Annotated in this window: 11 protein-coding genes and 1 pseudogene; 7 read left to right on the top strand and 5 right to left on the bottom strand. The window is 68.4% G+C overall.

All coding sequences use genetic code 11. The features are described 5' to 3' along the window. Positions 1–62 precede the first annotated feature (62 nt). Genes ABT186_RS23835 through ABT186_RS23825 form a run of 3 tightly spaced genes read left to right on the top strand, consistent with a single transcriptional unit; the run spans position 63 to position 1,766 of the window. A complete protein-coding gene (locus ABT186_RS23835; protein WP_351233928.1) occupies positions 63–476 on the top strand; it encodes a hypothetical protein in 414 nt (137 codons plus the stop codon). Next, a complete protein-coding gene (locus ABT186_RS23830) occupies positions 469–1,149 on the top strand; it encodes an RNA polymerase sigma factor (protein ID WP_351233927.1) in 681 nt (226 codons plus the stop codon). Before ABT186_RS23835 ends, ABT186_RS23830 begins: the two co-directional genes overlap by 8 nt. Further along, entirely contained in the window at positions 1,146–1,766 is a 621-nt protein-coding gene (locus tag ABT186_RS23825; RefSeq protein ID WP_351926760.1) for a hypothetical protein, read from the top strand. The genes ABT186_RS23830 and ABT186_RS23825 overlap by 4 nt, the downstream gene beginning before the upstream one ends. Before the next feature lie 73 nt (positions 1,767–1,839). Here ABT186_RS23825 and ABT186_RS23820 read toward each other — a convergent pair. The 3 genes and pseudogenes from ABT186_RS23820 to ABT186_RS23810 form a co-directional block, all read right to left on the bottom strand. After that, positions 1,840–2,012 (bottom strand): annotated as a pseudogene (locus ABT186_RS23820) (IS256 family transposase); the annotation flags it as partial. A 50-nt stretch (positions 2,013–2,062) separates the two neighbouring features. Then, on the bottom strand, positions 2,063–3,478 hold the full coding sequence (locus ABT186_RS23815) for an IS701 family transposase (RefSeq protein ID WP_351926758.1): 1,416 nt from the start codon (positions 3,476–3,478) through the stop codon (positions 2,063–2,065). Between the two features lie 197 nt (positions 3,479–3,675). Continuing rightward, positions 3,676–5,292 (bottom strand): ISL3 family transposase, encoded by a 1,617-nt coding sequence (locus ABT186_RS23810; protein WP_351926756.1) that lies wholly within the window; start codon positions 5,290–5,292, stop codon positions 3,676–3,678. A gap of 598 nt (positions 5,293–5,890) precedes the next feature. Between ABT186_RS23810 and ABT186_RS23805 the strand changes: the two genes are divergently transcribed. Further along, positions 5,891–6,475, top strand: coding sequence for a class I SAM-dependent methyltransferase (locus ABT186_RS23805; protein WP_351926754.1), 585 nt, complete (start codon positions 5,891–5,893; stop codon positions 6,473–6,475). Between the two features lie 22 nt (positions 6,476–6,497). Then, on the top strand, positions 6,498–7,670 hold the full coding sequence (locus ABT186_RS23800) for a bifunctional class I SAM-dependent methyltransferase/NUDIX hydrolase (RefSeq protein ID WP_351926752.1): 1,173 nt from the start codon (positions 6,498–6,500) through the stop codon (positions 7,668–7,670). Between the two features lie 149 nt (positions 7,671–7,819). On the opposite strand, the gene ABT186_RS23795 is transcribed toward ABT186_RS23800, so the two are convergent. Continuing rightward, positions 7,820–8,383, bottom strand: coding sequence for a dihydrofolate reductase family protein (locus ABT186_RS23795; RefSeq protein ID WP_351236829.1), 564 nt, complete (start codon positions 8,381–8,383; stop codon positions 7,820–7,822). Positions 8,384–8,588: 205 nt separating this feature from the next. Here ABT186_RS23795 and ABT186_RS23790 point away from each other — a divergent pair, with 205 nt between their 5' ends. After that, positions 8,589–9,836, top strand: coding sequence for a recombinase family protein (locus tag ABT186_RS23790; protein WP_351926750.1), 1,248 nt, complete (start codon positions 8,589–8,591; stop codon positions 9,834–9,836). 501 nt (positions 9,837–10,337) lie between these two features. Here ABT186_RS23790 and ABT186_RS23785 read toward each other — a convergent pair. Then, on the bottom strand, positions 10,338–11,645 hold the full coding sequence (locus tag ABT186_RS23785; RefSeq protein WP_351926748.1) for a hypothetical protein: 1,308 nt from the start codon (positions 11,643–11,645) through the stop codon (positions 10,338–10,340). 157 nt (positions 11,646–11,802) lie between these two features. Between ABT186_RS23785 and ABT186_RS48015 the strand changes: the two genes are divergently transcribed. Continuing rightward, entirely contained in the window at positions 11,803–11,976 is a 174-nt protein-coding gene (locus ABT186_RS48015; RefSeq protein ID WP_502973295.1) for a hypothetical protein, read from the top strand. The last annotated feature ends 129 nt before the right edge of the window (positions 11,977–12,105 follow it).

The raw sequence follows: 12,105 nt of genomic DNA, 5'->3' as shown, positions 1-12,105 counted from the left end.
CAAGATCAACGATGCGCACTTCTCGCCCTTCCATCCGCCCTTTCACCGAACGGAGAACGGCCATGGCCGCATCGACCCGCAGACGTCCCACCCGGACCGGCGCACTCCTGCTCCTCGTTCCCGCGCTGTGCCTGACCAGCTGCAGCGAGACCCCACGGCCCGCCAAGGCCACCGGTCTGGACGCCCCACACGCCGTCACGCTCACGGTCGACGGCCGCGGCACCGCAGACGTCAACTGGTCCACGTCCACAGGCGGCAAAAGCGCCCACGCCGCCCTGCCCTGGCACACCACGGTCCAAGCCCCCACCGGCCGCCGAGAGGTGACTCTCAGCCTTGTTCTCGGCCAGCAGGGCGGGCAGGCCACCTGCTCCATCGCCATCGACGGACGACGCGTCAACAGCTCTTCGGCGCTGGGCAAGTTCGGCCGGGCCACGTGCCACACACCCATCGGCACGAACAACGGTGCCAATGCCTGAGGGGCGCGGCAGCAGGGATCAGGACCCCGACTCCGGCAGACCGAGCCCGACCGGCGATGCACTCGACGCCACCGTGGAGCGCGCCCGAGCCGGCGACGAGGACGCCTTCCGCCACCTCTACCGAGCCGTCCAACCACGGCTGCTGAACTACCTCCGCGCCTTGGTCGGCCACGCCGACGCCGAAGACGTCGCCTCCGAAACCTGGGCCAGAATCGCCCGCGACATGCGTTGCTTCCGCGGCGGCGGGGACGAGTTCCGCGCCTGGGCAGCCACCATCGCCCACCACCGCGCAGTCGACCACCTGCGACGACGCCGGCCCCGTACCCCGCTGCCCATCGAGGACATGCCGCATCAGGCCGCAGGCAACGACACCGAGCGGGAGGCGGTCGACAGTATCTCCACCGCCTCCGCACTCTCCCTCATCGCCGAGCTGCCCCCGGACCAGGCGCGAGCGATCCTGCTCCGCGTCGTCGTCGGACTGTCCGCCCCGTCCGCCGGGAAAATACTGGGCAAACGGCCGGACGCGATACGCACCGCCGCCCACCGGGGACTGCGTAATCTCGCCCGAAGACTGCAACCAGCCCCCAAGGCCTCCAGTGACCACTCCCGCGGACCGTCACGACCCACGATTGCGCTAGCATCTCCAGCCAAGACCCTGGGGGAGGCAACATGAGCGACATCCCCTCAGATCCCATCCGACCGAACCCCATCAGCCGAGCCCCGGCCGCCGACGACCCCGAACACCTCCTGGACGCAGCAGCGCGCGGCGAAGGTCCAGCCGAGGACCCATTGGCGGCCCTCCTCACGGCAGCGGCAACACCGGACCCTGCCGACGCGCTGGCCGGCGAGGACGCGGCCGTCGCGGAATTCCGCGCGGCCGGGAACCCCGCTCCTACCGTGTGGCGCCGCGCCATCCGGGCAGCCGCTGCTGCCGCACTCGCCGCCCTTGCCTTCGGCGGTGTCGCGGTCGCCGCCGACCATGCCGGACTCCACCTGCCCCTGCTCCCCCACCACCCGGCACGGCTTCCTCGGAGTTCACCCGGCACGCAGCACAACCCGACTCCGCCTGCCGCGACGACTCCCACCGGCACGAGCACGCCTGCCACGTACAACGGCACGGAGGCACCACGCGACGGCCGAGGCGGTCTGGAACCGCACGCATCCCGTGGGCGTGCCCGCGGCCGGGACCAGCACACCACTCCCGCCCGGGACCGCGGCAAGGCCGACCGGGACAAGCACTTAAGCAAGGGCCTCAACCATCACCACAGCCATACCGGGGAGTATGACTAACAGGACTCCGTTAGGTCTGTCGCCGTCTCAGCGGGTTGTGTCAATTCAACGGCTGATCTTGGTTGTAGAGGTGTCAGTGGCTCGTGGGAGTGTGGCCTTCGAAAGCGATCTGGAAGGCGTTCAACGCCGCCTTCCAGCGGCTTGTCCAGCGGCGCCGACCCTTGCCGGTCGGATCCAGGCTCATCAGCGCCATGGAGACGCACTTCAACGCGGCGGCCTCCGACGGAAGTGACCACGGGCCCGGACGCAGCCGTTAAAGATTTCTACCGGTAGTTCGTTAAATCCGGCGGTAGAGATCAATGCCGTGTCCGGTGGTGACTGCGTCGATCAGGGCCTGGAGCTCGGAGGGTGGGTCCTTGTCCGTCCAGGCTCGCCACCACCGGTTGAGGGTGATGGCGGGGGTGAGCCAGAAACGGATGGCTCGTAAGGCCCTGGGCCAGCAAGGCTGTTGGGGCTGGTGGGGTTCGGTTGATCCCCCTCTCGGGCCCGCCGTCGGGGCAGGGGTCCGGCGCGCTGGTATCCAGTGGTCCGGGTGGGGCGAACCACTGGTCCCAGCAGAAGGAGAAAGCGCAGTTGACCAGGGTCTGGTGGCGGCGGATGGCGCGGTCGGAGCGGACTTGGAAGTCGGCCCAGCCGAGTTCGTCGTTGACCTGCTTGTAACTCTGCTCGATCCACGGCCGCAGTCCGTAGAGGCGGACGATCTCGGCGAGGTCGGCGGGCGGGTGCGGGCTGGTGGCGGCGTGGGCTGCATCGGGATGAGGCAGGTTGGTGGCCAGGTACCAGGTGGCCTTCTCCGGCAGCCGGGCTGGGTCGGTGGTGGCCACGACCAGCCGGCAGGGTGAGTCGGGGCCATAGCCGCCCAGGCGGGCGTCGGCGGCCCACCAGGTCTCGGTGTGCCCGTCGCGGAAGTGACGCTCAACTGGCGTCCACTCGCCGGGACTCTTGGCATTCTTCCAGGTCAGGGCGTGGGCGGCCTCGATGGGGGTGTGCGGCTGGTCGGCCGGGGCCCAGACACCGTTGCGCGGCTTGAGCGCCACCACGTAAGCCAGTCCGGCCTCGCGCAGTGCGAGGTACCAGTCGTTGCTGACGGAGTAGCAGTAGGCGCAGTCGGCGACCACGGCCCGGCAGCCGAAGCCCGCCTCCTTTCCGCGGGCCGCGAGAGCGGCGGCCAGCTGCGGTTTCGTACGGAAGGCCGGATCGGACCGGCCACGGGCGAAGTGATGGGCGGGGGTGTAGGGAGTCGCGTGCAGCGGGTGGTACACGCGGCCGTCGGTCCACACCGTTGTCACCGTGACGATGCCGTTGTCGGTCTTGCCCAACCGGCCCAGCCACTGCCGGCCCACGTGCGCGGTGGCGGTGCCGTCCTTGCGGTCCCCGGAGTCGTCGATCACGATGACCCCGCCGTCGTGCGGAGCCGTCGCCTGCTGCTCGCGCAGCAGTTCAAGCCGCCGGTCGTTGACCTGCTCGGCCTCCCAGGGCGACTCGGACAGGAAGAACTGCAGCCGCTGCACCCCCGGCATCCCCGCGCCGGTCACCGGCTCCGCCCCTGCCAGGCAGGTGATCGTCTTGTTCCGCTCCCGCGGCGCCAGCAGCCCGGTCAGGTACTCACGAAAACCCCGCCGCTGAGCCAGGCTGAAGAAGAGGTCGTCGAACCGGGCCGCGTACTCCTCCAACGGACCGGGTGCGGGCGGACACGAACGGCGAGCGGTCATCTGCAGCCTCCAGCAAGGCAGTTGACTCCCATCACCGGCCTACGACCAACCCGACCTGACGTCAACCCACGCCACCGCCGGAATTAACGAACTACCGGTAGCGTCCGGACGTTGAGGGTAGTGCTGTCAACGCTTCGCGAAAAGTGGTTCTGGATCACTTTCCGTGCCGGGGCCACGGAGGGTCACCACAACCGCGATCATGAACGGCCTCGCGCGGTGAGGAGGACTCGCTTGCGAAGGAGGTCGAAGTTGGCGCGGCCGAACATCTGCCTCTTCAGCATCTTGATCTTGTTGTTCTGGCCCTCGACGGCCCCGGAGCTGTAACGGAGGCTGAGCCCGGCGATGACGGCGTCGAGGTCCTGGCCCAGGCCGGTGACGAAGGTGTGTAGAGCGGGAAGATCGTCGGCCTGGACCTGGGCGATCCATTGGTCGAGGTGCTTGCCCTGGCGGTCGTTCATCATCTCGGCGAACGTGCGGACGTGGTGGGCGGTGCGGTCGAGGGCGGGGCAGCGGGCCAGGATCGCCTTGAGCTGTTGGGCCTGGTCGTTGGGGAGGCGGTCGGGGTGGCGGGTGAGCCAGCTGGTCACATCCCGCGCGGACGGAGCCTTGCGGGGCGGGGTGGGCGGGAAGCCTGCACGCAGCTTGGCCACGTAGACCTTCACGACGTTCTCGCCACCAGGGTAGCCGCGTTCGCGTACCTCCTCGAATTGACGGCGGGCGACCGTGCAGCCCTCGGCCCACCGCTGGTGCAAGTAGGGCTTGTAGGGGTCGAGGATGCTGGTGCGACCGGTCCACCGTCCGACCAGCAGTTCGTCCGCGCTGGCCACATGCGCATAGCGGCGCACGGTGTTTCGGGCCAGCCCCAGTCGGCGGCCGATCTCTCGCAATGGAACGCCCTGGTCGAGCAGAGCGTGAACGGCCTCGTGCTGCTCACGGACCCGTTCGGACAGGCGGCCGGCGGTCCGCGGTTCCGCAGAAGCCGAGTCGAGGTCCAGTCCCTCCAGGGCCGCGGCGGTCGCGGCAGTGGCGGTGTCCTGAGGCTCGCGCAGCTGGACACGGTGCTGGACGACGGTCTTCTCGATGGCCTCGGCGAGGTTCGACCAAATGTGCCACCGGTCCGCGACATGCACTGCGTCCGGGGCACCAAGACGTCCGGCCTCAGCGTAGGCGGTGGAACGGTCCCTGCAGATCACCTCGACGCCGGGATGCTCGGCGAGCCACCGCGCCACCGTCGCCGTGGTGCGGTCCGGCAACAAATCAACGGGCTGCCGTGTCTCGATGTCGAGCAGGATCGTGCCGTAGTTGTGGCCCTTGCGCAGCGCGAACTCGTCTATCCCGAGAACCCGGGGTATGGCGCTCTCGGGGTCCTTCAGGCGGCGGATCAGCCGTAACAGGGTCGAGCGGCTCACCTTGGCGGCCAGCACCTGGGCCAGACGGGAACCGGCCCGGCCGGCCAGCATCACCGCCACCCGCTCCAGCACCGCCTGCAGCCCGGCGCTTCGCCTGCCATGCCGGAATGTCAGTCCGTCGACCTGCTCCGCGAACGTCGCCTGCGAGCAGTCCTGTTGAGCGCAGCGGAACCGCCGAACCCGTAACTCGATCAGCGCCGGACGCCCGCCGACCGCGCTGTCGGCAAGCCGGCGAACGTACCGGCTGTGCACCCGGGCCGACGTCGTTCCACACGCCGGACACGCAACTCGTATGGCGGCCGTCCGGGCCCGCACGACCACCAACTCGTCGTCGGACACGACGCCTTCAATCACGACATCGTCGACCTGGTGGAACCACAGGTCCTGGAGGAGTACATCAGCCACGGCCGTTCATGATCGCGGTTGTGGTGACCCTCCGTGGCCCCGGCACGGAAAGTGATCCAGAACCAGTTTTCAGGAATCGCCGACAAGTGCTGTACCAGGGTTCTGGATCGGGCTTCATCGCTGAAGGATGGCGTACGCGCGTCCGGCAGGCAGCAGGCGGGCTGGATACACAACCAAGCACCGTGCACAACACCATCAGTGGAGGCGTACAGCACGGTCCCGTCATCCAATCCGGCCGGATCACCGGACTCACCCTCCACACACACCACCCCACCGATCCGGCGTAGGACCGGGCCACGGCGGTCAGCATCAACACTGGGCCGAACTGCCGATGTGGCAAGCCCTGTGCCATCCGCAGTTCCAGGGCAGATGCAGGCCGTCAGCACCACGGTGATTGCAGTGATTGCCGGCTCCTATCCGCTCGCTGTCGCGATCGCCGGTGTTCTGGTTGCCCATCTGCTCGACGTGCGCACCGCCCCTCGCGCTCGGTGCGCTCCTTCAGGCATCCTCGTCCTGCTGTTGCGCTCCGTCCGAAACGTCCGCCGATGCCCACCAGGATCACGGCCTCGGCTGTCCCGCCCGCTCGCGAAGGAGCCGAATGACGACCACCCCTGCCACCGCCGACTACTGGGAGCCGCTCTGGGCCGGCGGACGCCGGTACCGGGAAGTCAGCAGGCCCGAGGCCACGCTTCTGGCGGAACATGTCGGACCCGGCCGTGGACGCCCGGCCCTCGACATCGGCACCGGCGACGGCGCCCTCGCCCACCACCTCCACGAGCTCGGTTACCGCACCACCGGCATCGACTTCTCCCCCAGCGCCATCACCGCGGCAGCCCGGCAAACCCGGAGCCACCAGCACGGCGAAGGGCCTACCTGGCATCTGATGGACTTCGCCGCCGACGACGTCAACACCCTGCCAAACCGCGCGTACGCGGTCGTCACCTGCCGCCTGGTCTACCGATGGATGGACGACAAGCCGGCCTTCCTCGACCGCGTCCGGAAGGTCCTGGCACCCGGCGGGACCTTCTGGGTCGTCACCGAACTCGCCGGCCGCCGCGAGGACAGCGACCCCTGCAAGCACCTCGGGATCACCGTCGCCGAGGCCGAGACGCTCACCGCGGGCTGGTCCGTCGTACGCACCGCCGATCTCAACGTGCTGCGCTGCTACGCACTCCGCCCCTGAACCCGACATGGGAGACCACGCGTTGGACATCGAACGACACACACGCCTCGCCTGGGACGCCTACGGAACACACCACCTGCGGCGCGGTACACCCCTGACGGAAGTGGACCAGATCACCTGGGGTCCGGGGGCCGGCGGACCAGGGGACGGCATCCTCGGGGACCTCGAGGGCCTGCGCGTCCTGGACCTCGGCTGCGGCCCCGCCCGGCACGCCGCACACCTCGCCCGCACCTACGGCGCACACCTGGACGCCGTCGACGCCTCCCCCAGCCAGATCGAACGGGCCCGCACCCGCTACCCCGACGTGCCGGGACTGCGGCTGGTCAACGCCGACGCCGTCGAGCACCTGGACACGGCAGCGCCGTACGACGTGATCTACTCCCTGAGCACCTTGCACTTCCTCAACCCCCACCGGCTCCTGCCCGCCCTGGCGACCGCCCTCAAGCCGGGAGGCCGGCTGTACTTCACCGTGCTGCACACCAACTCCGCCGGCGACGGCCCCACCTCCACCGTCACCCCACGCCCGGAGATCCTGCACCTGGCCGACGGGGGCGACCTCACCGTGCACATGTGGGTGCTCACACCCGAGGTGTGGGAAGACCTGCTCGAGCAGCACGGGCTCCGCGTGCAGGACGTCACCGTCCTCGACGCGCCGCAGGACAACAACCACGCCTCCTACCGGCTCTTCCAGGCCCACCGACCCGCCCGCATCACCGCACGCCCCCGCACCGCGAAGCCACCTGTCGCCAGCGCCGCAGTAGGCGTCGGCGCCGTGCTGCTCGGGCCCCAAGGCCTGCTCCTGGGCCGACACCGGCTGGGCACACGAGAGCTGCCCGGCGGGACCGTTGAGCCGGGCGAGACGCTGCAGGAGGCAGTCGTACGCGAACTCGCCGAGGAGACCGGCCTCTACGCCGACCCCGACGACGTCCGTCTCCTGGGCATGCTCCTCGACCGGGTCGACGACGTCGTCCGCATCACCTTCGGCGCACTCGTCACCCGCTGGCGCGGGGAACCGACCAACCAGCCCGACGAGAGCGTCGGCAACTGGCGCTGGTGGCCTCTGGACGCCCTGCCCCCGGACCTGTTCGAGTGCAGCGCCCAAATCCTCACCGCCTGGCGCCCCGACCTCCCGATCGACCACGCACCCGCCCGCTTCACCCCCATCACCGACCCACACACGCCCACCACTGCGTGATCCCGCCCCTACACACGGGCGGGGACAATACTGCAATCGCCAAACACGAAGGACCGATCCCGTGACCACTCCCCACCGCACCGGGCCCTGCTACGGGAAACCCATCGTGGGCTTACCGCAGGGTGCTCGGCGAACTCGCCGTCCTACGGCTAGCGCGTCACGCGGTAGCGGAGGTAGACGACTCTCGAGCTGAAGGTGCGGGTCTCGAGGAGTTCGAGATCCACCCGGCGCTCATGCCTGGGGAAGAAGGGAACGCCACCGCCGACCAGCACCGGGTAGACCCTGGCCCGGTACTCGTCGATCAGACCCAACGTGGCCGCCTCGGCGGCGAGAGTCGCGCCGCCGATCGCGATGTCACCCTCTCCCGGCTCGGCTCGCAACCGCTCGATCTCCTCCGCCAGGCCGCCGGAGGCCAGGCGGGCATTGCCCTGGACCGTCGACAACGTGGTGGAGAACACCACCTTGGGCAGCGACTTCCAGATCGCGGCAAACTCGAGCGTCGAGAAGTCGAGCGATGGATCCCGGTCGGCGGTCTCCCAGTACACCATCGTCTCGTACAGCCGTCGCCCCAACAGGTGGACGCCGACCTCTCGCACCTCGTCGGTGGCGAAGCGAAAGACCTCCTCGTCGGGCACCGTCCAGTCGAAGCAGCCGTTCGGCCCAACGATGTAGCCGTCAAGTGAGACGCTCATGGAATAGGTCACGCTACGCATCAGAAGTCCTCCTCAGTAACGGGTTCGACCGTACGACCGCCGGACACCGCAGGACTCATCGCGGCTCGCAGAACCTCCTGGGCTGAGTCAGCTCACGAGATCATTTCATTTAGAAATCCTCATTGCCTCACAGGCATCAAGTGCGCAGGGCATCGTCAAGGACGACGGCCATATCTCGACGCATGGCGTCGCCGGGGCGGTCGGCATGCCGTCCGCCAGTGGTCTGCGGTTTGCGTTCTACGGCCGAGTGTCGACCGAGGACCATCAAGACCCCGCCACGTCGCAGGCCTGGCAACTGCTTGGCACGCAGGCCCTGATGTCCGGGCACGCACGGATCGTCTCCGAGTTCTTCGACACCGGCCGCAGCCGCACCATCCCTTGGGCGCGGCGGCCCCAAGCCGCCGCGCTGCTGGCGGCGATGGCCGATCCCGACCGGGAGTTCGATGCCATTGTCATCGGCTCCAGTGAACGGGCCTTCTACGGCAACCAGTTCGCGACCACGGCTCCGCTCTTCGACCACTACGGCGTCGAGGTGTGGGTGCCGAAACTGGGTGGAGCCGTCGACCCGCAGGTCGGCGGGCAGGAGGAATTGATGATCCTGCTCGGCATCCTGTCCAAGCGGGAGATCGCCCGCGCCCGGATCCGGGTGCGGGCCGCGATGACCGTGCAAACACGCGACCAGGGTCGATATCTCGGCGGCCGCCCGCCGTACGGTTACCGCCTCGTTGATGCCGGTCCGCACCCCAACCGGTCGCTTGCCCGCCGCGGTGTCCGCATGCAGCGTCTGGATGCCAATCCCGAGTGCGGGCCGATCGTGTCCTGGATCTTCGCCCAGCGCCTGGCCGGGCACAGCATCGCCCGTATCGCCCGCGCGCTGAACGACGCCGGTATCCCCTGCCCGGCAGCCGCAGACCCCACCCGAAACCCGCACCGTAACCGTCAGCGGTGGGTACTGAACACAGTGCGGGCCATCCTCACCAATCCCCGCTACACCGGCCGCCAGGTATGGAACCGTCAGCGCACCGACCACGACCTGATCGACCCCGCCAACACCACACTCGGCCACCACGACGTCATGCGCTGGAACACCCCCGCTGACTGGATCATCTCCGCCCGGCCCGCCCATCCGGCACTGGTCAGCGAGGCCGACTTCATCAACGTCCAGAACCTCCACGCCCGCCGGGAGACGGTATCCGGACGCACGTATCTCCTCGCGGGGCTGCTGTGCTGCGGCATCTGCGGCCGACGCATGGAGTCCCACTGGACTCACCACCGTCCTGGATACCGGTGCCGCCACGGCCACACCAGCGCCACCCAGCCCGCCCCCAGCCGCGCCCCCAACGCCTACCTGCGCGAAGACCAGGTACTGCCACACCTGCCCCTGACCTACGACCCCGCGACCAGAACCCTGACCGCGGACACGCCCCAGGAAGAAAGGATCACCATCAGCTGACCAAAGCACGGCCCACCGAAACGCCCGCGAAGGGAGAAGCCAGGCCGACGGCACCGCAACGACCAACACCCGCCCCGGCCGGGAGCCGGAAGCGGGTGCCAATGTCCCCTGCCCGGAACCGGGCGCCGTGGGGCAACTCTGTGGGTCGTTCACGAGATCCTTTGACCAGCCACAACAGGGCTAATTGATGTTGAGGTTCCCGCGCGTCGCAAGATCATCCCCCGAGAATATGCACACGCAATTGTTTTGATGGGATGCGCTTGTGCCCCTGAGGTGGCTCGTCCGCCCAGCTTTCATGCAGGCACTCTCTGCGTCTCACAGCTCGCAGGCAGCATGGGCTGGAGAGTCCTATGCCCGATTGCACCTCGGACCAAGCTAGGCCGGTCGCAAATGCCAGCATCACCCTCAGTTACGTCGACCGCGTGGCCGTAGGCCATCATCGCGTTCGAGGTTTCGGGCAACCCCGCACCACGCACCACGTGAGTGCGAGCGCGCCTACGCCTACGCGGACAGCGCAGGGAACACGACCACGGAGCCGTCCTTGTTGCGGGCAATCTCAATCGCCACGTCTGTCGTGCGGCTGTTGACCATGACGCCGTCGCCCAGCTTGCGAATCCGGTTTGCCGCGCGCATCAGGCGATCGACTTCACCGGTCGTGAAGACGGGCCGCAGACCTTGCGGACCTGCCAGCTCCAGCGCCGACAAGCGTTCCAGGACACCGGCAATGCTCGACTCCAGTTCGTCGAGGCGCTGCTGGTCGCGCTTGAGCTCGCGGGTAAAGTTCTCGAACAAGTTGTCAGGGTTGTCCTGGGCATGCTCGACAGCCTGCAGGACGACGACCCGCCGCTTCAGCGCAATGGCCAGGGCAGCGAGTTCGAGGTGGGCGCGGAACATGCCGCCATGCTCGTCGACGCCGGGGAACGACTTGGCCAGCGTGCTGATCTCTACGGACTTGCCCTCGGGCAGCTTGTCGAGTGCGCTCTGCCACCGGGCGAGGCGGCGGTCAGCGGCGCCCAGCGCCGTGTTGATGGCGTGCACTGCCGAGTCCAGTCCCAGGGAGACTCCGAGCTTGCCCTGGTCGAGCAGAATGGCGGTGGCTTTGTCGATGGCATCGCGGCAGCCGTCGAGTTCGCTGTGCTCCTCTTCGAGCTTCTGTTCGTGCAGCTGCTCCAGCAGTTCTGTGATGTGCTCGATAGCCTGCTGGCGCTTGTAGTCGGCATGCGCGCTCACGCCCACCGCTACGGCCATGAGCACGAGCGGCGCGGCCACGGTGAGCGCCGCGCTGCCGGCGGCCGCGACACCGGCTGTCGCACCGGCTCCGCCGACCGCGCCTGCTGCCGCCGCTTTACCGACTGGCACGAACGTCGCATTGGCGGCGATGCCCGTCGAGTTCATGAGTGCACTGTGGATGCCACCGGCCGCCGCCTTCGACGCCATCGGGCGAACGATGCCCTGACCAAACTGGGCGGCGACCTTCGCCGGAACCACCATGCGATAGAGGTTTTCGCCGGCAGCAGTCGCCCTGGCCGCTGTAAGGGAAGTTCGGGTCGTTTGCGTGATGAACTGTGACAGGTGCTGCGCCAGGGGACTCGCGGCATCGAGCGGGATACCTCGGCTGCGGTCGAGCTTGTCGGGCAGCGGATGCACCTCAAGTGTGGCGATCGGCGCGGCGGCCAGGGCGGCCAGCACCCCGCGCAGTTCAGCCAGGCGCTCAGCCGTCATCGGCTCGTTTCCGGCTATTGCCGGCACCCGGACGTCACCGGTCGCCAGCGTCCACACCGGAACGGCTGCCTTGCGATCGTCCGTCATCGTCTCCCCCTTGTGTTCCAAAAACAGTGGCTGCCGCCCGACATGAACGGCACGAACCTCGTTTATGCAGCTACGGGCTCTGTCTCCCCGTGAACTGACGATCTCACAACGTAGGGGCGGCGCCCACACATGCAACGGTGGCCGGGACCGGCGGATCGTGGTGCGGGCCAGCGAGACCGATTTGTGGGAGGACCAGATCACGTCGGTCGAGTTCGGCCGACGCATCCGCAAGCCGGAGCTGATCGACAGGGCAGACGAGGTGCTGAGAGCGGGCGGCGTCCTGCGGGGGCGTTCGAAGGTGGCGGTCTCGCGTCGAGTGATCTCGTCCTGACAGAGGGCTTGAAAGAAGTCGAGATGGTCCAGTTCGCCGCCGGGGGCCTGGGCAAGGCGGGCGTCCAGGCCACCGGCGGCCAGCGACAGGATCCGCTGGCCCCCGCTATCTGCCGCAACAGTGGAGCGC

This window comes from Streptomyces sp. NPDC001634 (assembly GCF_040298185.1).
In the GTDB taxonomy this organism is placed as follows: domain Bacteria; phylum Actinomycetota; class Actinomycetes; order Streptomycetales; family Streptomycetaceae; genus Streptomyces.
The sequence above is the reverse complement of the archived record's forward strand: the minus strand, read 5'-3'. Positions and strand labels throughout refer to the sequence as shown.

What these genes read in the sequence shown, in the direction of transcription:
- ABT186_RS23835 (WP_351233928.1), top strand. Translation starts at nt 63, where the DNA reads ATGGCCGCATCGACCCGCAGACGTCCCACCCGGACCGGCGCACTCCTG.
- ABT186_RS23830 (WP_351233927.1), top strand. Translation starts at nt 469, where the DNA reads ATGCCTGAGGGGCGCGGCAGCAGGGATCAGGACCCCGACTCCGGCAGA.
- ABT186_RS23825 (WP_351926760.1), top strand. Translation starts at nt 1,146, where the DNA reads ATGAGCGACATCCCCTCAGATCCCATCCGACCGAACCCCATCAGCCGA.
- ABT186_RS23815 (WP_351926758.1), bottom strand. Translation starts at nt 3,478, where the DNA reads ATGACCGCTCGCCGTTCGTGTCCGCCCGCACCCGGTCCGTTGGAGGAG.
- ABT186_RS23805 (WP_351926754.1), top strand. Translation starts at nt 5,891, where the DNA reads ATGACGACCACCCCTGCCACCGCCGACTACTGGGAGCCGCTCTGGGCC.
- ABT186_RS23795 (WP_351236829.1), bottom strand. Translation starts at nt 8,383, where the DNA reads ATGCGTAGCGTGACCTATTCCATGAGCGTCTCACTTGACGGCTACATC.
- ABT186_RS23790 (WP_351926750.1), top strand. Translation starts at nt 8,589, where the DNA reads ATGCCGTCCGCCAGTGGTCTGCGGTTTGCGTTCTACGGCCGAGTGTCG.
- ABT186_RS23785 (WP_351926748.1), bottom strand. Translation starts at nt 11,645, where the DNA reads ATGACGGACGATCGCAAGGCAGCCGTTCCGGTGTGGACGCTGGCGACC.